Genomic DNA, 23,274 nt, shown 5'->3' with positions numbered 1-23,274 from the left:
CGCCGCCCGTGTCCTGACCGCCGCCCGTGTCCTGACCGCTGCCCGCCCCGGGTCAGCCGGCCGGGCAGGGCGCGAGGCCCAGGGTCGCCGTCCCGGCCGCGACCGGGGTGACGAGCTGCCGCACGGTCTCGGCGTCCCCGGCCGGCAGGCCGTCGGCCTGCCACGCCGGCAACCGATCGAGCACCTGCTGGGCGTACCCCTGCACCAGCGGGACCGGGGTGCCCGCGGTGACCCGCAGGCACGTCGGCGGACCACCCGGCACGGGGAGCGCGTCCGGCGCCCCGGTCAGCGCCTCGACCAGGGCCTGGCGGCTCGCGGTGGCGTACCGCGGGTCGAGCCCGGACCCGTCGACCAGCAGGCCCAGCACCTGCAGCCCGGCCTGCTGCCGCACGGCCCCGTCGGCCGACAGCAGCCCCGCCAGTGCGTCGCGCAGCGCCGGTCCGGCCGGGCCGGCGACGTCCGGGCGCGCGGTGAGGTCCTCGACGAGCCCGGGCACCGTCCGGGGGACGGGAGCGGGCGCGGGGGACGACGTGACCGGAACGCCGGTCGCGGTCGTCCCACCGGCGGGTGCGGCCGTGCTCGACGGCGCGGTGCCCCCGCCGGCCGCCAGGAACGCGGCGGTGGCGCCCACGGCGGCGGCGCCGAGGGCCAGCGCCGCGGTCCGCGTGCGTCGCCCGCCGAGCCGTGCCGGCTCGGGTCGGCGGGCCCGCACCGCGTGCCGCCCGGGACCGGGCCGGCGGTCCGGGCTCCCCGCGCCGCCGCGCTCCGGTGGACGGCGTCCGTCCACCGGCTCCGCGCCGGCCGGGCGCCCGGCCTGCGCGACCGCCCGCGCGCCGGCCCCGGCGTCGGGTCCGTGTCCGCTCCCGGGCGTGGAGGTGACCCCCCCGGCCCGCTGCAGCGCACGCGCCAGGCCGGCGGCCAGGACCGTGGCGTCGAGCCCGCCCTTCGGCGTCCGGTCCAGGAGCGCGAGGAACGTGGTGGCCGCGGCGCGCACGTCGTCCTCCGGGGTGGCCTCGGCGGCAGCGTCGGCGGCGGGCCCGGGCCCCGGGCGGTCCGGTCCCGCCGGGACGGGCAGGAGGGTCACGTCGAGCTCGGTCGTCGGGCCGGTCCGGTGCGACAGCAGCAGGCTGCTGCCGCCCACCGCCCCGTGGACGACGCCGGACCGGTGGAGCGCCGCCAGCGCGTCCAGGACGTCCCCCGCCAGCCGCTGCACCGTCTGCACCGTCATCGCGCGCTCGCCCGGCGCCGACAGGAGGTCACCGCTCAGCGGCTCGCAGGCGACGCGGAGCACCCCGGCACGGACCTCGACGTCGCGGACCTCGGCCAGGTGCGGGTGGCGCACCCGGGCGGAGCGGCGCAGCCGGTCCACCGCGGCCGCCGTCGCGGCGGCGCCGTCCGGGGCCGGCAGCTGCAGGACGCTCACGGTGGCACCCGTCAGCGTGTCCCGTCCGGGGTGCAGGACGGGGGACGAAGAGTGGCCGGGTGCCTGCGGCTCGTAGCGGTACGCTGTCGGCTCCATCTGGACTCCCCCGAACCCCGGGTGACGCGTGACCGGCGGGCACACCCACCGTCCGGGTCGTCCGGACGGGGCGCAAGCGCAGCACAGGGGTCCTGCACCCCTGCGCGGGCACGGACCGTTCGTCACGGGGACCTCAGGGCCGTGCCCGTCCCGGCGTCGGGGCCACCCGACGCCCGGGGGCACGACCCGACCAGGCTCGAGGGGGATCCGCAGCACTCGCGGGAGACGGAGCCTGCCGTCCCCCACGCCAGGGACGGCCGGACGTCGAGGACACCTGAGGTCACCACATGGACGTGAACGACGACGCGCAGCTGCTCTCCCGCTCCCGCGAGGGGGACGCAGGCGCCTACGCACAGCTCTACGAACGACACGTCGGGACGGCTCTGCACGTCGCCCGGCAACTGACCGACGAGGCCGAGGACGTCGTGTCGGACGCCTTCACGCGCACCTACACGGTGCTGCGCGAGGGCCGCGGCCCCGACGTCGCCTTCCGGCCCTACCTGCTGCGCGCGGTCCGCAACGCCGCGATGGACCGCCACCGTCGCGTCCGTCGCGTCACGCCCCGGGAGAGCCTCGAGGAGGCCGAGACCCCGCTGGGCCAGGAGCAGCCGCGGACCGACCCCGTGATCGACCAGCTGGAGCAGCAGCTGGTGGCCCGCGCCTTCCAGGCGCTGCCCGAGCGCTGGCAGATGGTGCTGTGGCACACGGAGGTGCAGGGGGAGACACCCGCGCAGGTGGCGCCGCTGCTCGGCATCAGCCCGCGGGCGGTGGCCCAGCTGGCGGTCCGGGCCCGGGAGGGCCTGCGCACGGCCTGGCTGCGGGAGCACGTGGTCTCCGCGCCCCCGGGGCACGAGGAGATGGTCTCGCTGCTCGCCGCGCACATCCGCCGGTCCCTGGGCCTGCGGGACCGCCGGGCCCTGGAGGCCCACCTCGCGGAGTGCGCCGACTGCCGCCGGCTGCGTGACGAGCTCCAGGACGTCAACTCCCGGCTGGGTGTCATCCTGGTGCCCGCGCTGCTCGGCCTGAGCATGGCCCAGCTCGCCTGGGACGCCCACCCGGCGGCCGCCGCGGCGGTCCGGGCCGCGGGCGCCGCCGCGGCCGCGACGCCGGGACCCGGCAGTGGGGGCCCCGCGGCCGAGCCCGCGGCCCAGGCGTCCGGCACCGCGGGTGCCGCGACGAAGGCGTCCGGCACCGCGGGCACGGCAGCCGGCGGGTCCGGCACCGCCGGCGCGGCGGCCGGCGTCAGCGGTCCGCCGGCCGCGGGCTCCCTGCTCGGCGCCGGCGGGCTGCTCGGGGCGACGATGACGGCGCTGTCGCAGCCGGTCACCGCAGGCCTGGTGGCGGCGGCCGTGGCGACGACGGGCTTCGGCGCCTACGTCGCCGTCGACAGCCGCCCGGCCCAGCCGGCGGCTCCGAGCGACTCGCGTCCGGCGCAGGTCACCCCCGGCTCGCCGTCGGGGTCGGACACGGCGCCCGCGCTCCCCGGCGGCTCGTCCGGGTCGAACGGCTCCCCCAGGATCTCGCCCCCGGTCAGCGGCTCGCTCAACACGGGCGAGGCACCTCCGGGAGGCGCCTCGGACTCCGGCGGGTCCTCCTCCGGCGCACCGGTCGACGGCTCCGGGGCGTCCGGGTCGGGGTCCTCCGGGTCGGGGTCGTCCGGGTCGGGGTCGTCCGGGTCGGGGTCCTCCGGGTCCGGGTCGTCCGGGTCGGGGTCCTCCGGAGACTCGAGCAGCAGCAGGTCGTCGTCGGGGTCCGACGACTCCGGGTCCTCGTCGTCGAGCGGGTCCTCGTCGTCGAGCGGGTCCTCGTCGAGCGGGTCCTCGTCGAGCGGGTCCTCGTCGAGCGGGTCCTCGTCGTCGAGCGGGTCCTCGTCGAGCGCGTCGTCGTCGCGGTCGTCCTCGGGCGCGTCGTCCTCGGGCGCGTCGTCGTCCGGCGCGTCCTCGACCCGGTCGTCGTCGAGCACGTCGTCGACCCGGTCGACCACGCCGTCGGGGACCTCGTCCACGCCGTCGGGGACCTCGTCCACGCCGTCGGGGACCTCGTCCACGGCGACCTCGACCGCGAGCACGTCCTCGGCCTGACGCCGGCGGCGTCCCGGTCGTGACGCACGTCACGTGACCGGGAGGTGACGGCGAAGTGACGTGGTAGGGGGCCGCCCGGCTCGTCACCCTTCCGTGACGCACCACGACGCACCCCACCCCCGGGCCCGGACCCGGTGACCCTGGTGTCCGCCACCGGCCCCGACCTCTCGGCGCCGCTCGGCACGTGCGGGTCCGAACGCACCTGCTCGCCGGTGGACTGGCGGCAGTCGGCCGCCTGCCGGGGCAGCGACCCGGAGCTGTGGTTCTCCCCCCTGCCGGCCCACCGCGAGCAGGCCGCGGGGATCTGCGCGTCCTGCCCCGTCCGGTCGTGCTGCCTGTCGGAGGCGCTGCGGTTCGAGGCGACGTCCGGCGGGGGCAGCTTCGGCCTCTGGGGTGGCCGCACGGAGCAGGACCGCCGCCGGACGGTGGAGGGCTCCCGCGCCTCGGCGCGGCGGGGCCGCAGCCGCTGGGGCGCGGCCCGGTGACCCCCGCCGACCCCGTCCGGGAGCAGGACCCCGCCCTCCTCGCCGCGTCGGTGGCCTCGGCGGTCGACGCCGCGCTGAGCGGCCCGGCGCTGGTCACCGGCTCCCTCCCGCCCACGGGCCGGGACCTGGACCTGCTGGTCGCGCCCGCCCAGTGCCGGGAGGTCGACGCGTGGTGCGCCGTCTCCGGGTACGCCCCCTCGCGGGGACGGTGGGCCGCCTTCGGCGCCGCGGTCCCCTACGTCGTCGACGTGCACCGGGCCGACCGGCGGCGCTGGGGCGGACGGGACCCCGCGGTCCTGTTCGACGGCGCCGAGCCGCTGGCCGGCTTCGACCACCTGGCGCGGTCGGCGCCGGCCACCGTCCTGGTCCTGGCCGCCCGCAGCGTCGTCACCCGCCGGGGCCGGCTGACGGAGGGCACCCGGGCCCGCGTGGACGGCGCCCTGCAGCGGGAGCCCGACGCCTGGGCGGCCGCCGAGCGGGTGGCCCGCCGGCTCGGGCTGCGGGGAGCGCTGCGGGCCCTGCGGGCGGCCCACGGGTCCCCCGCGGACCCCGCGCCGGCCCGCGCGGGCCGGCTGCTGCGGTACCTGCTGTCCCCGGACCCGGTGCGGGTCAAGGCCGCCCTGGTGCGCGAGGCCCTCCCGCGGCGCCTGCACCCCACGGTGGTCTCGCTGTCGGGTCTGGACGGGTCGGGCAAGAGCACGCAGGCGCGGCACCTGCGGGAGGCCCTCGACCGGCTGGGCACCTCCAGCGCGCAGCAGTGGGCGGGGTTCGCCACGAGCAGGAAGCTGTACCGGCTGTGCTCCCGGTGGGACCGGCGCGCCTGGACGCCGGCGGGCCGCCGGCAGCTGCGCACCGGGCCGGCGGACCCGTTCGTCCCGCCCGGCTGCCGAACCGGCACCGTGGCGCCCCACCTGTGGGTGGTCCTCGCGGCGGTCTTCAACGCCGCGCAGCTGTGGTGGCTGGTGCTGCGGCCCCGCCCCCGGCCGGAGGTGGTGCTGTTCGACCGGTTCAGCCCCGACACCGCGGTGAAGATCGACTACTTCTTCGGCCAGGAGCGCCGGATGGACGTGCGGCTCGCGCGGGCGCTGTTCCGCCTCCTGGCCCCGCGGCCGGCCGTCGGGTTCCTGCTGGCCGTCTCCGGCGAGGTCTCCCACGCGCGGCGGCAGGAGCACTGGGGGCCGGCCGAGCTGCAGCGCATGGCCGACCTCTACGAGCGCCACGTGCCGCGCTTCGGCCTCCGGCGCCTCGACGGCCTCCGGGCCGCCGGGGACCTGCACCAGGAGATCCTGCGGACCGTGTGGCGCGCGCTGTGAGGACCGCCCGCATCCTGGCGCCGCACCTGCTGACCCCGCGACCGGTCGAGCACTGGCCGCCGCTGACGCCGTCGGCCGACGTGGCGGCCGCGCTCGGGGAGCGGCTCGGCCTGCCGGCGGGTGCGTGCCGGCCCGTGCGCCCGGCCCGCGCACAGGCCCGCTCGACGGTGCACTTCCTGGGCACCGCCGACCGGCCCGACCGGTGCCGGTGGGTGGTCAAGCAGCCGCGCACGGGCTGGACCCAGGACGACGTCGCCAGTCCGCTGGCCGCTGAGCGAGAGTACGCCGTGCTGGTGCGGCTGGCCGCCCACTTCGGCGCCCGCGACGCAGCGGTCGGCGTCCCCGCACCCGTCGCCCTGCTGCCCGGGCTCGGCGGTCTCGCCACCGCCTACGTCCCCGGCCCGGCGCTGTCGGACCTGCTGCACGCCGGCTGGGTGCTCTCGCCCGCGATGCCACTGGACGGCGTCGGCCGGGCGGCCGACTTCCTCCGCGGCCTGCACGAGGTCGACCCCGCGCCCTCCGCGCCCCTCGACCTGGCCGCCGAGACCGAGCGGGTGCGGCGGCTGCTGGCCGACCGGCTGGTCGCGGCCGGGCTGCCGGTGCCCCCCGGCGTGGTCCGCGCCCTGGCCGCCGTGCCGGACGTCCGCGTGCCGGTGCGCCGGGTGCGGCTGCACGGCGACTGGACACCGGCCAACGTCCTCCTCCCCGCGCCCGGGTCGGTGGTCGGCATCGACGTCGACCTGCGCGAGGTCGGGCCCCCCGAGGAGGACCTGGCCCGGTTCGTCGCGTTCACCGCGGGGTCCGCGCCGTTCCTGCTCGACGCAACCCTGCCCGAGCACCTGCGCCGGCACCGCCCGCTGGTGGCCTGCTTCCTCGGGCGCTACGAGGCCGGGGGCTCCCGGGTGTCGGCACCGGTGTTCGAGCTGCGGCTGCTGCACCAGCTGGCCGGCCGGTGGCTGCGGCTGCGCGAGCTGGCCCGGCTGCACGGGCGACCGGCGCTGCTGCCGCTCCGCCTGCACGCGGTGGACGCCCAGCTGCGGTCCCTGCTGGCGGCCGGCGCCTCCCGCCTGACCCGGGCCACCCGTGACCCGGGCGGCTGACCCCCGGCGCTGCTCACCCCCGCTCCCGCGAGCGGAGCAGGACGGGGACGGCGAGGGCGCCGGCGGTCTGCGCCAGCAGCCAGGCCACCCCGCCGCCGGCGATGCCCAGCCCCGCCAGCAGCGGGAACGCCGAGGCCAGCGCCAGCACGGACATGCCCGCGTTGAGGGCCGCCGCCGTGCCCAGCCGCCGCCGGATGCGCAGCGCCGCCACGGCGACGTTGGTGACCGCGTCCGGCAGCGCGGAGGCGGCCAGCACCCACAGCAGCACCCGCCCCCGCTCGGCGTAGCCGGGGCCCAGGGCGCCGAGCAGGAGGTCCGGGGCGAGGGCGACCACGAGCAGCGGCAGGGCCAGCAGGACGCCGATCAGCACGACCGCCTGCCGCACCTGGGCCCCCAGCGGCTCCCCCGGCGGCGTCGTCCGGGCCAGGTAGGCGTTGGCCACCGCCGGGCTGATGGTGAAGAACAGGCTGCCCAGCAGCCAGGTCGGGTAGAAGTAGCCGGCCTCGACCGGCCCCAGCCGGGTCAGCACGACGACCGGCAGCAGGTACACCGCGCCGGCGCCGCCGAGGGCGGTCAGGTGGTGCCCGAGGAAGTACCGGCGCCTGCCCCACACGTCGGGCAGCGCCCGCGGCACGTGCCGCAGGGCCTCCCGGGGGCGCAGCAGGGCCAGGGCGAGCAGGTCGGCCGCCACCGTCGCCAGGGCGTAGGACCACATCAGGTCGTGCAGCGACGTCGGGCCGGGCAGCAGGAAGACCAGCAACCGCGCCAGGCTGGCCACCGCGCCGCGGACGAGCATGATGCGCGTCCGGCCGACGGCCAAGGACACCGCGTCCAGCGCCAGCCCGGTGCTGGTGGCCACCACCGAGACGACGAGGGCGGCGGCCAGCGACGGCTCGGCCGCCGGCGCCAGGGAGCCCACCAGCCGGGGGACGGCGGTGACCAGCAACAGTCCCCCGACCAGCGACAGCACGGCGGTGGCGACGCCGGCCCGCACCGCCTCCGCCCGCCGCGCCCGGGGGTCGGAGGCCTCGGCGAGCAGCCGGATGGTGCCCACCACGACCCCCGTGGCGGTCACCAGGTGGGTCGCGCTCACCGCGCTGAGCAGGCTGCCGCCGAGGCCGGTCGCCGCGGGACCGGCGTCCCGCGCCGACAGCGCCCAGAACAGGTAGCCGACCGCGGACGTGACGGCCTGCGTGGCCAGGATCAGGAAGCTGTTCCGGTAGAGGCCCACCGACCACAGCCGCGCCACCGAGGACCGGAGCCGGGTGATCACGCCCGGCCCTCCCCCCGTGCCCGACGACGAACGGACCGGAGCCGATGACCGACCACCCCGCCACCGACCACCCCGCCACCGACACCACCCGCACCGGCACCCCCCACACCGACGCTCCCCACAGCGCCGCCCCCGGCATCACCGACGTCACCGACCACGACGTGCACGGCCTCGTCCGGGTCCGGCTGCACGGCGCCCCGCGGCGGGTGCGGGAGGCGCTGGTCGCCGAGCTCGGCGCACCGGCCGGCCCGCCGGAGGGGACGCCGGACGTCACCGTCCGGTTCACCGACGAGCTGCCCGTCGCCGGGTCGCTGCGCCTGCTGGGACTGCAGCGGGCCGGCTTCGACGACGAGCACTTCTACCTCCTCGACCCGGACGGGCGCCGGACGCGGATCGACGTCGACCGGCTGGGCGGGCGCGACGAGATCGTGTGCGAGCGCGGCGTCGACCGGGTCCCGCTGCTGATCCCGGTCCTCGGCCTGCACCTGCTGCGCCGCGACCACGTGCTGCTGCACGCGGCGTCGTTCGTGCACGGCACCCGGGGCGTCCTGGTCACCGGGTGGCAGAAGGGCGGCAAGACCGAGACCCTGCTGCCCTTCGCCGCGGCCGGCGCCGACTACGTGTCCGACGAGTGGACGATCGTCGGCGGGGACCCGGCGGGCCTCTACGGCTGCTCGGGCATCGCGCGCGTCTGGGACTGGCACCTGCGCCAGCTGCCGGGGTACTGGGCGCGGATCCGGCCCCGGCAGCGCGCCCGGCTGCGGGCCTGGCGGGGGTACCGGCGGCTCTACCGCGCCGTCCCGGGGCTGGACCGCTCGCGTGCCCGGCCGGTGCGCGCGCTGCGCCGGCTGGCCACGGACGGCGCGTGGCGCCCGCAGGGCGTCGGGCCTCTCGAGCCGGCGGTGCTCTTCGGCAGCCGCGTGTGGCGGGGCCGCGCCCCGCTCGACCGGGTCCTGCTGCCCGTCGTCGGCCGGGACGGCGACACCACCGTGACGCCGCTGGACCCGGCCGAGGTGGCGCGGCGCATGGTGAGCTCGCAGGCCTTCGAGCGGGCGGCGCTGACCACGGCGTACCAGGAGTTCCGCTACGCCTTCCCCGACCGCGTCAACCCGCTCCTGGAGACGGCGCGGGAGCGGGAGCTGCGGGTGCTCACCCGCGCCTTCGCCGGCGTCCCCGCCTACGAGCTGCGGCACCCCTACCCGGTGCGGCTGCACGACCTGTACGAGGCCGCCGCGCCCTACTGCTGAGGCGGGAGCGGCACCGACCACGTCATCCGGGGGAACCCGGCAGTGACGTGGTAACCGGCCCTCCCGCACGTCTCCTGGGTGTGCTGAGCGAGATCTCAGACCCCCTCCGGGCGTCTCGATGGTGACTCCTCCGTCCCTCGACGTCTCTCGGTCCGCGTGCGCCGGTGTCCCCTCCCCCAGGACCCCGGCGGCGCAGGTCCCGGCGGCCCTGCCCCCGCCGCCGGGACCGCTGGAGGCGGCCCCGGGTGCACACGGGCGTGCACCCGGGGCCGTCGCCCGGTCAGGCGTGGGCGCGGGCCGCGGGAGCGATCCGGGGGTCGGCCCCGGCCAGCCGCACGAGCAGGCGGGCGGCGATGCGGGCCTCCTCCGTGGCGATCAGCCGCTCGACGTCCTGGCCCCGCTGGAAGCGGGCGACGTCGCGGCTGATCCGGACCCAGGCCGGCCCGCGGCGCGCGGCGGCCCGCTCCCGCCGGAGGATGGCGATCGACTCGACGCCGTGCCGCCAGCCGATCTTCTTGCCCTCCTCGCGGGTGCGGCTGTTGTAGCTGATCGGCACCTCGTAGGGCCGGACGCCGCTGAGCAGCATGCGGGCGGTGATCTGGGTGTCCAGGCCGAAGCCCTGCTCGTCGAGGTCCAGGCTGCGCAGCAGCGGCAGGGGCAGCAGCTTCAGGCAGGTGTGCAGGTCGCTGATCGCCGCGTCGTAGAGCACGTTGGCGGCCAGCGTCGTCGCCCGGTTGCCCAGGGCGAACCAGAAGGACTGGTAGACGGTGTCGCGGCCGAAGAGCCGGGTGCCGTAGACCGTGGAGGCCCGGCCCTCGATCACCGGCTGCAGCATGCGGCGGATGTCCTCGGGGTCGTACTCGAGGTCGGCGTCGAAGACCAGCCCGTGCGTGCCGGTGGCGACGTCGAGGCCGGTGAGCACCGCGGCTCCCTTGCCGCGGTTGCGCTCGTGCCGGCGGAGGACGACCTCGTCGTGCTCGGACCCGAGCCGGGTGAGCACGTCCCAGGTGCCGTCGGTGCTGCCGTCGTCGACGACGATCACCTCCAGCGGGCACGGGAAGCTCGGTGTGCAGGAGCCGGTTGAGGGCCAGGCGCAGCGTGCGCTGCTCGTTGAGCACGGGCATGACGACGGAGAGACGGATCGCCTCCCCGGGGGTCGGGGCGGGCGGTGGGGTGGAGGTCGGCTGGGTCATGGCGAGACTCCGGGGGGTGCGGTACTGCGATGGGCGCCGTGGTCATCCCTCCCTCGCCGGCCCCGGCGATCGGGGTGCCCGGCGGGGCGGTGCACGGCCTGGTGGACCGTCCCCGCGCACGGGGACCTGCAGGACCGTAGGAGCGCCCCTCCCCTTTGGGAAGCGGCCGCCCGCGACCGGATCGCGGGCCACCCGGTGGCCCGCGGCACGACCTCTCCGGCCGCCGCCGGGGCGCCGCGGTGAGCGCCGGAGCCGCCGTCCTGCCGGTCGCGCCGGGACCCGTGCGGGTCCCCGTGCGTCCGCGCCCGGCGCCGGCGCTGGCCCTGGTGGCCGCGGTGACCGTGCTGCTCGCGCTGCTCCCGGGCGCCCTCGGCGAGCGGGCGGACACCTCGCGGGTCGAGCGGCACGTCGCCGAGCAGCGGCGCGCGCCGAGCCTGCCCCTGGGCCCGGCCGGGCTGTCGCTGGAGGCCGGCGTGCGGCAGGAGAACGCCGGCCGCCTGGCCACGTCGCTGCGGCTGGTGAACTACTACCCCTCCGGCTCCCCGTGGGAGCGCATGTGGACCGAGTGGTCGGCCTCGACCCTCGACCGCGACCTGCGCCGGGTCGCCGGCACCGGCGCGACGACGGTGCGGCTGATCGTCTTCCCGTCCGCCTTCGGCTTCCCGGTGGTGCGGCCGCAGATGCGCGAGCGGCTGGAGAACGCCCTGGGGATCGCCGCGCGGCACGGCCTGCGGGTGCAGCTGACCCTGTTCGACTCCTGGAGCGACTGGGCCGACCTGGCCGGCAGCCGCACCTGGACGACGTCGCTGCTGTCCGGGTCGGCCGAGGACGAGCGGATCGCGCTGGTGGAGGTCCGCAACGAGATCGACCCGTCCGACCCGCAGGCCACGGCCTGGGCGCGCGACCAGGTCTCGCTGCTGCACGACCTGCTGCCGGCGACCCCGGTCACCGTCTCCACCAGCGGCCGGCTCGGCGTCGACGGGCTCACCACCCTGCGGCGGGCGCTGGCCGACGCGCCGCCGGACCTGTTCAGCCTGCACTACTACGGCGACCCCGGGCTGGCTTACGGCGCGTTCCGCCGGGCGGCGGCGGCCGTCGCCCCGACGCCGCTGGTCGTCGGTGAGGCCGGCCTGTCCAGCCGCCCGGAGGGGCCGGGTTCCCCCGGGCGCGCGCAGGACGAGGCCGACCAGGCCGCCTGGTACCGCGTCGTGCAGAACGCCGCCCGCGCGGCCGGCCTGGCGCCCGTGGCGCCGTGGACCCTCTACGACTTCCGGCGCGGCGGGGTGCCCGAGCAGCTGCCCGACGCCGAGGTCGGCTTCGGGCTGCTGCGCACCGACGGCACCCCCAAGCCGGCGCTGGGCGTGGTGTCCGCGGCCTTCGCCGGCACGCTGGACGCCCAGCCGTTCAACGGCCGCTTCACCCTGCTGGTGGGCGACGGCGACGCCGCGGCGGGCTGGACGCCGTGGAAGCCGACCGGCTCGGCGCGGATCGCGCGCGGGCAGGGCGTCTCCGGGGACAACGCGCTGGTCTTCTCCGGCACCCGGGCCCGGGCCGACGGCGTCACGTCGTGGTTCACCGTGCCCGCGCAGCCGGTCGAGTCCGGACAGCGGTGGACCGTGAGCGTGCAGGCGCGCGTCACCGACGCCACGGGCGACAACGACGTCACGCTCAGCTGGTTCGACGGCGACGGGCACTGGCTGGCCAACTCCAGCAGCCCCCCGCTGGCGACGGGGCGGCAGGGCTGGCAGTGGCTGATCGTGACCGGGTCCCCGCCGGCCGGCGCCGAGGCCGTCCAGCTGCACCTGCGCAGCAGCGCGAACAGCGGCTCGGTGACCTTCTCGCGGGCGTCGTGGAAGGTGACGGGCGGATGAGCCCCGGAGGACAGGAGGAACGGCACATGACGGTGACGGTGACGGCGACGGAGCGGGCGATCGAGCGGGTGACCGCGCCGCTGGCCCACCCCCGGGTGGTGACGTTCGGGACGTTCGACGTCTTCCACGTCGGGCACCTGTCGATCCTGGAGCGGGCCCGGGCCCACGGCGCGAGCCTGGTGGTCGGGGTCTCGACCGACCGGCTCAACCAGGCCAAGAAGGGCCGCGCCCCCGTCTACCCGGAGCACGAGCGGCGCCGGATCGTCGACGGCCTGCGGTGCGTGGACGGCAGCTTCCTGGAGGAGTCGCTGGAGGACAAACGCCGCTACCTGGAGGTGGCCCAGGCCGACGTGCTGGTCATGGGCGACGACTGGCGCGGCCGGTTCGACCACCTGGGCGACGTCTGCGAGGTGCGCTACCTGGCCCGGACGCCGTCGGTCTCGACGACGGCGACCATCGAGCGGATCCGCTCGATCCCCCGCTGACGGCGGGGGCCGGGCGCCCCTCAGCGCCCGGACGGCAGGCGGCGGTGGATCCCGGCCAGGGCGAGGACCCGCGCGGACACGCCCTCCCGCTCCTCGCCCATGAGCAGCTGCCGCACCTCCCGCCGTCGCACCCGGTGCGGGTCCTCGCCGGCGGCGACGGCGTCGAGGGCGGCCAGCAGGTCGTCCTCCTCGACCAGCACCGGCCCCGGCGTCCAGGACCCGTAGGGCTCGAGCAGCAGCGGCCGGTCGGCGGTGTACTCACCGACGTCGGGGAACCAGATGACGACCGGGCGGTCGAGCAGCAGGTGGTCCAGCCAGACCGAGGAGACGTCGGTGACCAGGCCGTCGGCCTCGGCGAGGACCTCGTACACGCCGACCCCCGCCGCCTCGAGGACGGCGTCGGTGAGCTCGAGGACCCCCGGGACCGGCACGGGGGCGGTCCGGGCCTCGTAGGGGTGCCGCCGCAGCACCAGCAGGCACCGGCGCCGCTCGAGGAGCGCGGCCAGTCGCTCGGCGCCGTCCGCGGACAGCAGCCGGGCGCTCTGCACGCCGCTGCCGCCGCGCTCGGGTTCCCGGCCCCGGAACGTGGGCATCCACACCAGCACCCGGTCGTGGGCGCGGCGGTCGATGCCCAGCCGGTCCCACACGTCCTCGTGCCGGCGGCACAGGTGCTCGATGCGCGGTGAGTTGAGGGCCACCACGCTCTCCGGCGGGACGCCGAGGGCCTCGGCCACGATCGGGCGGTAGAAGTCCGAGGAGGCCAGCGTCCAGTCGGCCGGGACCGTGTCCGCGGACCCGTCGAGGCGGCCGATCGCCTTGATCGGCATCCCGTGCCAGACGTCGACCAGCGTCTGCCGGGGCGAGAGCCGGGCGGTGTCGTGGACCGGGTGGGTGAAGACCACCGACGCGGACCGCAGGTACTGCCAGGCCGCCGGCAGCGACCCGCGGCGGTGGACCCGGGCCCGCGCGCCGAGCGCCTCGCGCACCCGGGCGGCCACCGCGCTGGTGGGGTCGGTGAGCAGGACGACGACCCGCCCCTGCGTGTCCCGGCAGGCGGCCAGCAGCGGCGGGAGGGAGGCGTCGGTGTCGGGGTAGAGGTTGAGCAGGAGCTGCTGCCGCTTGGGCACGGCGGCGTTGGCCAGGTCGAGGGCGGCTCGGGTCAGGTGCCGGGTGGCACGGCTCAGCCAGGGGTGCACGGTCTCGCTCCCTGCCGGGGTCCCCCGGCGTCGTCGCTCGTCCCCGGCGCGGTCTGCCGGGCGTCGGTCCCTCCCGGCCGTCGGGCCGGCCGTGCAGTGGCTCAGCCGGACACGGCGAGGAGCTGCTGGTAGCAGGCCTCGGTCGCGTCGGTGACGTCGTCCCAGTCGGGCAGCCGGACCGGTGCCGGCGGGCGCCGGGCGGCGGCCACCGCCGCGGCGACCCGGTCCGGCGGCGCGTCGACCGGGACCAGCCCGGCGTCGGGGATCCCGGCCAGCGCGACGACGTCCCGGTGCGCTCCGATGTCGCTGGCGACGACGGCGGCACCGGCGGCCAGCCCCTCGGCGACGGTGAGCCCGAAGCACTCCCGCCGGCTCAGCGACACCACGACGTCGGCGGCCCTGTACCAGCGGTAGAGCTCGGCCGGGGACAGCCGGCCGCAGAACCGCACCCGGTCGGCCACGCCCAGCTCCCCGGCCCGCCGGCGCAGCACCGGCTCGAGCGGGCCGGCGCCGGCGACGGCCAGCCGGTGCCCGGCCAGCAGGGGCAGGGCCTCGAGCACCCGGTGCGGCTGCTTGTACTCCTCGAGGCGCCCGGCGACGACGACCAGGCGGCCACCGTCGGCCGGCACCGGGGAGGCGGCGCGGATCGCCGCGGCGTCGACCCCGTTGGGGACGACGACGCAGCGCTCCCCGGCGCCGAGGTGCCGGGCGAAGGACGCCGCCTCCGACGGGGTGGTGCACACGACCCGGCCCACCTTCGGCAGCACCCGCCGCGCGGCGGCGGCGTGGCCGCGGTGCAGCAGCTCCTCGGCCCACCCCTCGCCCGGGCCGAGGTGGTGCGGGGTGAGCACCACCGGGCGGCGGGCCGCCGCGAGGGCGGGCAGCGTGGTCAGGGCGTGCAGGTTGTGCAGGTGCAGGACCTGCGCGCGGTCGGCGCCGCGGCGCACCCACGCCCACAGCGCCGGGGAGAGCCCCTGCCCCCGCAGCCGCCCGGCCGAGGGGAAGCGGCGCACGACCACCCCGTGCGCGTCCACCTCCCGCGCGGGCAGGGTGGCGTCGGCCTCGCGCTGGGTGGCCACGGTGACCGCGTGCCCGCGGTCGGCCAGCCGCACCGCGAGTGCCGCGACGTGGTTCTCGATGCCGCCCAGGTGCGGCAGGTAGCGCGGGACCACCAGGCTGATCCGCAGCCGCTCACCCACGTCCGTCTCCCGTCCGGGCGGCCAGTGCCCGCTCGTAGCTGCGCCGGATCGCCGGCAGCACGCGGCCCAGCTCGTACTCCCGCGCGCGGGCCGGCGCGGCGGCGGCCAGCCGGGCCCGCAGCGCGTCGTCGCCGAGCAGCCGGTCGAGGGCGGCGGCGAGCGCGCGCGGGTCGGCCGGCGGGACGAGCAGCCCCTCGACGCCGTCGCGGACGATCTCCCCCAGGCCGCCGGTGGCCGACACGACGGCCGGGGTGCCGGCGGCCAGGCACTCGACGGCGACCTGCCCGAACGGCTCGGGCCACACCGAGGGCACGACGCCGACGGCCGCGGCGGCCCAGGCCGCCATGACCTGCTCGTGCGGCACGTCGGTGTGCACGACGACGCCCGGCCGGTCGAGGTCGGGGGTGTCGGCCCGCGGCGTGCCGAGGACGACCAGCGGCGCGGGCCGGCGCATGAGCTCCCGCGCCTCGAGCAGCACGTCGATCCCCTTGTGCGGGCCCAGGGCGCCGACGAAGAGCAGGAACGGCTCGTCCGGGACGCGGAGGGCCAGCGGGGTGCGGGCACCGTCGGCGACGCCGTCGTCGACGAAGGTGGGGACGACGTCGACTCGGGCGCCGCCGCCCAGGCCCGGCGCGTTGGCGCGGGCCACCGGCCCGCTGATGGCGATCCACCGGTCGACCCGGCGGTGCAGCGGCCGCACGGCCCGCAGCCCGGCGCTGAGCAGGGCGGCCTTCGGCAGGCCGTACACCTCCCGGGAGCAGGCGACGCAGCGTCCCAGCCGCGGCCCGGTCGGGCACCCGGTCCGGGTCTGCGTGTAGGTCTTGCGGGCGCAGGCCGCGCCGTACTCGTGCAGCGTGGCCACCAGGGCGGTGGACGGCGGCCGGCGCAGCACCACGGCCGACTCCAGCATCCAGCCGTGCGCGTGCACGACGTCGGGGCGCAGCTCGTCGACGACCCGCTGCAGCCGCCGGGCCAGCGCGGGGTCGGGCACGGTGGGGTGGAAGGCGTGCCCGGGGTCCTCGGCGAAGCGGCGCAGGTGCCGGGTCAGCCCGCGCAGCCGCAGCACCCGGTAGCCGTCGACCACCTCCTCGGCCGGCGCCTCCGGCGACTCGAGGGTGGCGACGACGACCTCGTCGCCGTCGGCGGCCTGCCGCCGGCTGAGCGAGGCGACGTAGCGCTCCAGCCCGCCCAGCGCCGGCGGGAAGGCGTCGCTGACCTGCAGGACGCGCACGGCTCAGCCCCCCGCCGGGACGGGGAGACGGGAGCGCGGGCTCACGGCTCCCCCACCTGCAGGCGCAGCGTCAGGCTGAGCTCCTCACCGGTCCGGTCGTCGACGGCGTTGACCGTCGCGTCGTGCAGCCCGGGGTCGCCGGGCGCGCCGGCCTGCAGCGTCACGACGTCGCCGGCGGTGAGGCGCACGGTCCGCGCGTCCTGGGCGCGGCCGTCGACGGAGACGGTCAGCAGGCCCGTCCACGGCTGCCCGTCGCTGCGCTCGAGCCGCACCGGCAGGGGGACCTGCTCGCCCGGGCGGACGTCGACCGGGCCGGTGAGGTCGGCCAGCTCGCCCACGTAGGCCAGCCCGGTGTACGGGCCGCTGTCGGGCCGCTCCTGCCAGGAGGCGGCCCAGCCCACCGCGCCGGCGAACACGGCCAGGGCCAGCGCCGTCGGCAGCAGCCGCCGGGCGGCCGGCCGCCACGACGCCCGCGGCGGGACCACCACCCGCGCGGCGGGGTGCGCGGGCTGGGCGAGCAGCACCCAGCCGGTCGGCGGCAGGGTCAGGAGGAGCAGCCCGGCTCCCACGGTGACGGGGGACACCGGCAGGCCCACCGCCCCGACGGCGACGCCCACCAGCGGCAGCAGACCCAGGCTCAGCACCAGGGCGAGCGCCAGCGCGGTCGCCGTGCGGGCCGGCTGCCCGGTGCGCCATCGGGCCAGCGACAGCCAGGCGTACCCGGGCGCCAGCAGCACGCCGGGCAGCGCCGGGGGTGTCCGGACGACGGCCGGGAGGCCCAGCGCGGTGGCGGCGACGGCGAGCAGCAGGCACAGCGTGAGGACCAGTGAGAGGACGCCGGGCGCGGAGCCGGCCCGGGGCGGGGTCTGCAGGTCGGCGGTCACGGCCCGGCCACCTCGCAGCCGGGCCGGTCGCACTGGGGGGTGCCGACGGAGGCGAAGTCCAGCCGGTACACCGAGTAGTTCGTCGTCGCGAGCACCTTGGTGGCCCACGGTGCGGTCTCGAACCGGTCGAGCGCCTCCTGCGGCACCTGCGACTGCCGGGCGGCGGGGTCGTAGGGCTCGTCGCCCCGGACGGTCGGCTCCCCCTCCCGGGAGAAGTAGGTGCCCTCGGCCGGCACGTACCGGGACAGCCGCTCGTCGACGACCACGTAGGCGAAGTCGCTGGTGTCCAGCTCGTGCACCAGGTAGGGGTCGGGGGTGCCGGCCTCGAAGAACAGGTCCCACACGCGGAAGCCGGGACCGGCCTGGGCGCTGACCGCGCCGCCGAAGCCCACCAGCGCCTGGTTGGTGTAGCGGTCGGACACCGTGCGGGCACCGGGGTGGCGGCGGCCGAACTCCTCCGACAGGGCGAGGAGCTCCGGGGTGATCGAGCGGGGGGCCGAGCCCAGCTCGTAGGGGCCGGGGAACCGGTAGGCGTCGTTGGGCCCCGCGCCGGTGTTGCCGACCAGGACGGCGGCCAGGAGGACCGCGACCGCCGCCGTCGCCCACCGCCGCCGGGCGCTGCGCCACAGCAGCAGGGCCAGCGCCGCGGCCACGACGACGGCGACGCCGACGTAGGTGAAGGCCCAGCTGCGCCGGGTGCCCTCGTAGCCCTCGGGGGTGAACAGCAGCGGCAGCGAGGCGAAGTACAGGCCGCCCACCGCGGTCAGGCCGAGCGCCATCCGGCGGTGCGCCCAGCCGGCGAGCAGCCGGGTGCGCCACAGGACGGCGAGGAACACGGCCACCAGCAGCAGGGGCGCGGCCATGCCGAGCAGCCGTTCGTAGAGCGGCTGCACGCTGCCGGCGAAGAGGGTGCGCTGGCTCTCCTGGCCGGTGGCGTGCTGCGACAGGCTGCCGACCGCCTTCTCCGCGTAGGGCGCCAGGTAGGACCAGGTGGTGTCGGCGACGGTGAGCATCCAGAGCGTGAAGCCGGCCGTCGCGGTGACCAGGACCAGCGCCCAGGGTCGCCACCGGCCGCGCGCGGTCGGGTCCAGCCGCCGGAACAGGGTGTGCGTGGCCAGCACGACCGCGGTCACGACGATGAGCACCAGCGTGGTCAGGTGGTGGGTGGGGACGCAGGCGAGGGTGAGGACGACGGCGCCGGCGAGCCGCAGCGCCCGCGCCGACCCCGTCGTCGCGGCGGCGGCGACGGTGAGGGTGAGCACCCAGAGGAAGAGGCAGACCGCCAGCGACTCGTAGGAGAACTGGGTGTCGAAGTACACGTAGCTCGGGTTGAGCCCGTAGACGACCGCCGCCAGGCCCGCGGCGCGCGGGTCGGGCAGGAGCAGCCGGCCGAGGGCGAGGACCGCGACGACCGCGGCCACGTGCGCGGTCAGCAGGACGACGGTGGCCGCGCCCCACACCGACAGGCCGGTCAGCCCCTCGAGCGTCGCGGTGACGACGTGCAGCCCGGGGAAGTCGCCGATGATCTGGATGAGCGGGTTCTGCCGGTAGAGCTCCCGGGAGCGCAGCAGGTCCTCGACGGCCCGGAAGTGCGGGGGTTCGTCGTGGTAGGCCGGGCCGTAGGGGTTGCGCAGGAACTTGGGCACGTAGGTGACCAGGCCGAAGGAGACGACCGCGGCGGTCCGCGCCCGGGCCGAGGCCCCCGCGGAGAGCAGGACGGCCGCGAACGGCGCGACCATCACCAGGGTGCCCATCCAGAAGACGCCGTAGTAGAGGCGCGGCGAGCCGCCGTCCGCCGCGACCCGGTAGCTGGCGGCGACGACGAGCACCTCGGCCGCGGCGACCAGCCAGCCCAGCGCGGGCGGGACGACCGGCCGGGCCGGCGCGCCGGCGGGCGCCCGGGCCGGCGCCGGGGCGGGCACCGGCCGCGACGGGCGGGAGACCAGCAGCGTCATGCGAGCAGCTCCCGGTAGGCCTCGACCGTGCGCCGCCAGTCCCCCGCCGGCTCGAACCTGCGCCGCTGCTGCCCGGCCACCCGCTCCAGGGCGGCCGACAGCGCCGCCACGTCCCCGGCCGGCACGACCCGCACGCTCTCCTGCCCGGCGGTGACCGCCCGCAGCGCCGGCACGTCGTAGACCACGACCTCCAGGCCCTGGGCGAGGGCGATGTGCAGGGGGCCGCTGGAGGACGCGCGGCGGTAGGGCAGCACGAGGACGTCGGCCCCGGCGAAGACGGCGGCGGCCTCGGCGTCGCTCACGTAGCGGTTGACCACCCGCACCCGGTCGCGGTGCGGGCAGTCGCGCAGCCGCCGCAGCGGCTCCTCCCAGCCCTCCCAGGTCTCCCCGACGATCGTGAGCACCAGCCGCTCGGCCACGGCGCGCGGCAGCGCACCGAACGCCTCGACCAGGTCCTCCAGCCCCTTGTAGGGGCGGATGAGGCCGAAGAAGAGGACGTCGCGGCAGGTGCCGTCGGCGACCTGGGCCGACAGCGGGTCCCCGGCCAGCTCCGGGGGCTCCGACGGGACGACGGCCGCCAGGTGGTCGTAGGGCCCGTGCGGCGCCACGGCCGTGCGGGTGCCGGACAGGTCGAGGCCGGCCTCCTCGAGCGCCTCCCGGTCGCGGTCGTGGTGCAGCAGCACGCCGGAGGCCAGGCCGAGCAGGAGGCGCAGCACCAGCCGCCCGTAGCGGCTGAGCAGCCCGGCCGTGCCGGCCTCCCCCGGGTCCTGCACCTCGTGCACCTCGAGGAGCACCGGCACCCGGCGCAGCCGGGCCAGGAGAGCCAGCAGCAGGTAGGTGTGCCCGACCGCGGCGGTCCACCACTGCAGGACGAGCACCTCCGGGCGCTGCCGGCGGAGGAAGCCGAGGGCCTGCACGAGACTGCGGCCCCAGAACCAGTCGATCCCGTCGAAGTGCGGCACCCCCGCGTAGTCGAGGCTGGTCAGCCGGTCGCCGACCCGCGCCGCGCCCGGGTAGAGCCGGCGCGGCAGCAGCCGCCGGACGAGCAGCGCGGAGACCGGGAAGTCCTCGCGCAGGGCCCGGACCAGCGTGCACGTGTAGACCGACACCCCGCCGAGGAAGCGGAACCCCGGTCCCACCACACACACCCGCTGACTCATGCACCCCCCTGCGGGACGGGCCGGACGGCGGCCCGGCGCTCGTAGGAACGGATCGACCGCAGGCCGCGGGCCAGCCAGTACGCGCGGAACCACAGCCGGGAGCGGCGGCCGGGGCCGACGAGGACGAAGACGTGGCTGAGCCGGACGTCCTCGCTCCACCGCAGCTTGGCCGTGTCCACCCCGGTCGGGAAGCAGACGGCCCGGCGCCCGGCGCGGACGGCCTCCTGCACGGCCTCCCACTGCAGGAGGGTCACCGCGCCCAGCGCCCAGTGCGCCGGGGTCACCCCCGAGACGGCCAGCCACGTGCGGTCGACGGCGTCGAGGGTGAGCAGGGCCGCCACCGCGGTGCCGTCGTGCACGAGGCGGTGGATGCGCGGCCGGGTCCGCGATCCGCTGCCGGCCAGGGCCTGCAGCAGGGCGGTCTGGGAGGTGCCGGCGAAGACGTCGTCGTGGGCGACCACGCCGCCCATGCGCGCCCGGGCGGCGTGCAGCCGGCGCAGGTCGTCGAGCGCCTGCTCCCAGCGCGGGTCGCCGGGGTCGACGCGGTCGAGGGTGCACTCGCCCGGCAGCCGGTCGATGCGGTTGCGGCTGCGCCGCAGGCTCTCGCGCAGGTTCCGCTTGAGCGCGGGCGGCTCCCCCGAGGAGGGCAGGGCGAGGACGACGGTCGGCACCACGTCCTTGTGCACCACGATCGCCCCGTGCAGGCCGGCGTCGGTGGCCCAGCGCGACTCGAACCACCCCTGGTCCTGACGCAGCGGGAGCTCGACCCAGTCCCAGTCGCGGGACCGGGCCAGCCAGCCGACGACGGCGGCGAGCGCCGGCCGCGCGCACGCCGGGTCGACCAGCACCTCGGGCAGCTCGTGCAGCAGGGGCTCGTGGAGGGCGCCGAAGGCCTGCAGCGTGCGCACGGTCAGGCCCGGCGCCCGCACCGCCACCTCGAACAGGGGGACGACGGCGACCAGGTCGCCGGTGGCGGTGCGGCGCACAGCGACGATCCGCTCCCGTCCGGCGGGGACGAACAGGTCGCACCAGGCCAGCTGGGCGTCCGGGTCGCTGAACGGCGACCAGGCCCCGGCCCGCCGGTGCAGGTCCCGCCACCCGGGCAGGAGGGCGTCGACGTCGCGGCGGGTGTGCACCTCGACCGCGTAGGCCGACGGCGCCCGCGCCGGCGCGGGCGGCCCGGTGGTGAGCAGCGGTGAGCGCCGGGCCGCGCACCCGGCCTGCGACTGGTCGAGCATCAGGCGTCCTCCGCCGTCCGGGACCCGGGGCCCGGTCGCGCGACGGAGTACAGCGCCCAGTCCCGCCCCCTCGCCGTCGGGACGAGGGCGGGGCGCTCCTCGACCACGTCGGCGTGGACGGGGTTGTGGTAGGCGAGCAGCAGCGGCCGCGGGTCGGTGCAGGAGGAGTCCTCGAGTCGGTCGAGCACCCGGCGCAGCGTCCGAGGGCCGAAGGAGTTGTAGACGAACACCAGCAGGGGGCCGTCGGGGACGACGACGTCGGCGGCGTCCTGGCACCGCACGGAGCCGGCCACCCCCCGGCCGCCGGCGTACCGGGCCAGGTTCCGCTCGGCGTCGGCCGCCAGGGCGGGGTCCAGCTCGACGCCGACGACGTCGCGGAAGCCCGCCTCGGCGGCGAGCAGGAGCGCCCGCCCGCGACCCGCGCCGAGGTCCAGGAACGTCGAGTCCGCCGGCACGACCGGTGCCGCCGCCAGGATCCGGCGGAACTTCCGCACCGGCACCGCCTGGTAGGGATGGCCGTCCCCGCAGGCCGACGCGCGCAGCACCGGCCCGTTCTCGACCAGGCCGCGGGTGCTGACCCCCATCCGCACGTCGACCGCCGTCTCGAGGAGGTGGGCGCCCGCCCGCCGGACGCCACCCACGGACAGGGACACCGCCGTGCCGAGCGCGGCCGCTCGACCCGACCGCGCGGCGGCCTCGGACACCCGCGACCGGAAGCGGTGACCCCTCGCGCGCACGGTGGTCACGAGGAGCACGGGTCCCCCGTCGGCCGTCCGCCGGCGGTCCTCCGGGCGGCGGCCACCCGGACGGCGAGGCGCTGCAGGACCGGCCAGCCGGGGGCGCTGCGGTGCAGCACCGGATGGGTGCGCCGGACGCCACCGAACTGGCTCTTGAAGCGGCCGATGCCCTCGTCCGGGACCCCGACCAGGTCCAGGGTGCGCAGACCGCGCTCACCAGCCCACCGGATGCCGTCCCAGTACAGCAGGGTGTTGGCGTGCGTCGGCCGGTGCGCCCGCAGCACCCCGCCCTGCCACACCACACCCGTCGTCCCCCAGCCGAGGGTGACCAGGCTGCCGACCTCGTCGTCCCCCAGCCGCGCGACCGTCCACCGCACCGCCAGCCCGGTGGAGTCGAGGTCGGCCACCGTGGGCGGGAAGTCGCCGGTGTAGCCGGAGGTGAGGCCGCGCGCCGCGAAGGCCTCGTCCACCACCCGGCGCAGGACCCGCTCCCGGCCCCGGGCCGGGGTGAGGACGACACCGGCCCGCTCGGCCCGGCGGACCTTGGTGCGGGCGCGGCCGTCGAGGGCGGCCCACAGCCGGTCGACGCCGGCCGAGGTGTCGACGACGTAGGTGGCGTCCTCCCGCACGCCGAACCCGGCGCCCCGCGCGGTGTCGACCGCCACCCCGGCCGACGGCGGGAAGCCGAACTGGACGAGCACCGCCCGGCGGCTCCGCGCCCGGGCCCGCAGGGCGCGCAGCAGCCCCGGGAGGTGCACCGGTGCGACGAGCGGCCCGACGTAGGGGAAGGGCAGCCAGTTCACCGTGGTGACGGGGCCGCGCCGGCGGGACAGCCACGGGACCACCCCGACGTCGGCGCGCCCGGCCCGGACGACCAGCGGCGTGGCGGAGGTGCGCGTCATGCGGGCGGCGAGCTCCAGCCAGGCGAAGGTGTGGAAGGGGGTGCCGGGCTGACCGGACGCGTGTGCGGCCGCCTCCCAGCGTCGCGGGTCGCGCGTCTCCTCGAGGTGCACGGACCGCTCCCCGGCCGGGTCGGCGGGGAGCACGGCGGTGCCGCCCCCAGGCCACGCTGATCGATCCACAGGAGAGGTGACGCACGAGGTCGCC

At 77.8% G+C, this 23,274-nt stretch carries 19 protein-coding genes; 7 read left to right on the top strand and 12 right to left on the bottom strand.

Going from position 1 to position 23,274, the window contains the following annotated elements; translation table 11 throughout:
- Window positions 1–52 precede the first annotated feature (52 nt).
- Complete coding sequence (locus tag ACWIZO_RS15715) at window positions 53–1,423, bottom strand: hypothetical protein (protein WP_448638582.1); 1,371 nt, start codon at window positions 1,421–1,423, stop codon at window positions 53–55.
- A gap of 383 nt (window positions 1,424–1,806) precedes the next feature.
- Here ACWIZO_RS15715 and ACWIZO_RS15710 point away from each other — a divergent pair, with 383 nt between their 5' ends.
- From ACWIZO_RS15710 to ACWIZO_RS15695, 4 genes are all read left to right on the top strand, one after another.
- Entirely contained in the window at window positions 1,807–3,600 is a 1,794-nt protein-coding gene (locus tag ACWIZO_RS15710; RefSeq protein WP_448638581.1) for a sigma-70 family RNA polymerase sigma factor, read from the top strand.
- A gap of 143 nt (window positions 3,601–3,743) precedes the next feature.
- Entirely contained in the window at window positions 3,744–4,085 is a 342-nt protein-coding gene (locus tag ACWIZO_RS15705) for a WhiB family transcriptional regulator (RefSeq protein ID WP_448638580.1), read from the top strand.
- Window positions 4,082–5,398 carry a hypothetical protein gene (locus ACWIZO_RS15700; protein ID WP_448638579.1) on the top strand — a complete coding sequence of 439 codons (1,317 nt, stop codon included), beginning with the start codon at window positions 4,082–4,084 and terminating at the stop codon, window positions 5,396–5,398. Before ACWIZO_RS15705 ends, ACWIZO_RS15700 begins: the two co-directional genes overlap by 4 nt.
- Window positions 5,395–6,498, top strand: coding sequence for an aminoglycoside phosphotransferase family protein (locus ACWIZO_RS15695; protein ID WP_448638578.1), 1,104 nt, complete (start codon window positions 5,395–5,397; stop codon window positions 6,496–6,498). The genes ACWIZO_RS15700 and ACWIZO_RS15695 overlap by 4 nt, the downstream gene beginning before the upstream one ends.
- A gap of 13 nt (window positions 6,499–6,511) precedes the next feature.
- Here ACWIZO_RS15695 and ACWIZO_RS15690 read toward each other — a convergent pair whose 3' ends face one another.
- A complete protein-coding gene (locus ACWIZO_RS15690; protein WP_448638577.1) occupies window positions 6,512–7,771 on the bottom strand; it encodes a hypothetical protein in 1,260 nt (419 codons plus the stop codon).
- A gap of 44 nt (window positions 7,772–7,815) precedes the next feature.
- On the opposite strand from ACWIZO_RS15690, the gene ACWIZO_RS15685 reads away from it, so the two are divergent.
- Window positions 7,816–9,018 (top strand): hypothetical protein, encoded by a 1,203-nt coding sequence (locus tag ACWIZO_RS15685; protein ID WP_448638576.1) that lies wholly within the window; start codon window positions 7,816–7,818, stop codon window positions 9,016–9,018.
- Window positions 9,019–9,298: 280 nt separating this feature from the next.
- On the opposite strand, the gene ACWIZO_RS15680 is transcribed toward ACWIZO_RS15685, so the two are convergent.
- Window positions 9,299–10,060, bottom strand: coding sequence for a glycosyltransferase family 2 protein (locus ACWIZO_RS15680; protein ID WP_448638575.1), 762 nt, complete (start codon window positions 10,058–10,060; stop codon window positions 9,299–9,301).
- A 390-nt stretch (window positions 10,061–10,450) separates the two neighbouring features.
- Between ACWIZO_RS15680 and ACWIZO_RS15675 the strand changes: the two genes are divergently transcribed.
- Window positions 10,451–12,082 (top strand): hypothetical protein, encoded by a 1,632-nt coding sequence (locus ACWIZO_RS15675; RefSeq protein ID WP_448638574.1) that lies wholly within the window; start codon window positions 10,451–10,453, stop codon window positions 12,080–12,082.
- Between the two features lie 26 nt (window positions 12,083–12,108).
- The gene (locus ACWIZO_RS15670) at window positions 12,109–12,567 is read left to right on the top strand and encodes an adenylyltransferase/cytidyltransferase family protein (RefSeq protein WP_448638573.1); all 459 of its coding nucleotides are present in this window, start codon (window positions 12,109–12,111) and stop codon (window positions 12,565–12,567) included.
- A 20-nt stretch (window positions 12,568–12,587) separates the two neighbouring features.
- On the opposite strand, the gene ACWIZO_RS15665 is transcribed toward ACWIZO_RS15670, so the two are convergent.
- The 9 genes from ACWIZO_RS15665 to ACWIZO_RS15625 form a co-directional block, all read right to left on the bottom strand.
- Entirely contained in the window at window positions 12,588–13,763 is a 1,176-nt protein-coding gene (locus tag ACWIZO_RS15665) for a CDP-glycerol glycerophosphotransferase family protein (protein ID WP_448638572.1), read from the bottom strand.
- A gap of 101 nt (window positions 13,764–13,864) precedes the next feature.
- A complete protein-coding gene (locus ACWIZO_RS15660) occupies window positions 13,865–14,962 on the bottom strand; it encodes a glycosyltransferase family 4 protein (RefSeq protein ID WP_448638571.1) in 1,098 nt (365 codons plus the stop codon).
- On the bottom strand, window positions 14,955–16,193 hold the full coding sequence (locus ACWIZO_RS15655; protein WP_448638570.1) for a glycosyltransferase family 4 protein: 1,239 nt from the start codon (window positions 16,191–16,193) through the stop codon (window positions 14,955–14,957). Before ACWIZO_RS15655 ends, ACWIZO_RS15660 begins: the two co-directional genes overlap by 8 nt.
- Window positions 16,194–16,234: 41 nt before the next feature.
- Window positions 16,235–17,077 carry a hypothetical protein gene (locus tag ACWIZO_RS15650; protein ID WP_448638569.1) on the bottom strand — a complete coding sequence of 281 codons (843 nt, stop codon included), beginning with the start codon at window positions 17,075–17,077 and terminating at the stop codon, window positions 16,235–16,237.
- A complete protein-coding gene (locus ACWIZO_RS15645) occupies window positions 17,074–19,032 on the bottom strand; it encodes a hypothetical protein (protein ID WP_448638568.1) in 1,959 nt (652 codons plus the stop codon). Before ACWIZO_RS15645 ends, ACWIZO_RS15650 begins: the two co-directional genes overlap by 4 nt.
- Complete coding sequence (locus tag ACWIZO_RS15640) at window positions 19,029–20,192, bottom strand: glycosyltransferase (RefSeq protein ID WP_448638567.1); 1,164 nt, start codon at window positions 20,190–20,192, stop codon at window positions 19,029–19,031. Before ACWIZO_RS15640 ends, ACWIZO_RS15645 begins: the two co-directional genes overlap by 4 nt.
- Window positions 20,189–21,430, bottom strand: a complete 1,242-nt coding sequence (locus tag ACWIZO_RS15635; protein WP_448638566.1) for a GNAT family N-acetyltransferase — start codon at window positions 21,428–21,430, stop codon at window positions 20,189–20,191. The genes ACWIZO_RS15640 and ACWIZO_RS15635 overlap by 4 nt, the downstream gene beginning before the upstream one ends.
- Window positions 21,430–22,185, bottom strand: a complete 756-nt coding sequence (locus tag ACWIZO_RS15630) for an SAM-dependent methyltransferase (protein ID WP_448638565.1) — start codon at window positions 22,183–22,185, stop codon at window positions 21,430–21,432. Before ACWIZO_RS15630 ends, ACWIZO_RS15635 begins: the two co-directional genes overlap by 1 nt.
- Entirely contained in the window at window positions 22,173–23,213 is a 1,041-nt protein-coding gene (locus ACWIZO_RS15625) for a GNAT family N-acetyltransferase (RefSeq protein ID WP_448638564.1), read from the bottom strand. The genes ACWIZO_RS15630 and ACWIZO_RS15625 overlap by 13 nt, the downstream gene beginning before the upstream one ends.
- Between the last annotated feature and the right edge of the window lie 61 nt (window positions 23,214–23,274).

It is taken from the genome of Geodermatophilus sp. URMC 63 (genome assembly GCF_053502565.1).
This window is presented reverse-complemented; position numbering and strand designations above follow the sequence as displayed.

What these genes read in the sequence shown, in the direction of transcription:
- ACWIZO_RS15710 (WP_448638581.1), top strand. Translation starts at nt 1,807, where the DNA reads ATGGACGTGAACGACGACGCGCAGCTGCTCTCCCGCTCCCGCGAGGGG.
- ACWIZO_RS15685 (WP_448638576.1), top strand. Translation starts at nt 7,816, where the DNA reads ATGACCGACCACCCCGCCACCGACCACCCCGCCACCGACACCACCCGC.
- ACWIZO_RS15670 (WP_448638573.1), top strand. Translation starts at nt 12,109, where the DNA reads ATGACGGTGACGGTGACGGCGACGGAGCGGGCGATCGAGCGGGTGACC.
- ACWIZO_RS15645 (WP_448638568.1), bottom strand. Translation starts at nt 19,032, where the DNA reads ATGACGCTGCTGGTCTCCCGCCCGTCGCGGCCGGTGCCCGCCCCGGCG.
- ACWIZO_RS15640 (WP_448638567.1), bottom strand. Translation starts at nt 20,192, where the DNA reads ATGAGTCAGCGGGTGTGTGTGGTGGGACCGGGGTTCCGCTTCCTCGGC.
- ACWIZO_RS15635 (WP_448638566.1), bottom strand. Translation starts at nt 21,430, where the DNA reads ATGCTCGACCAGTCGCAGGCCGGGTGCGCGGCCCGGCGCTCACCGCTG.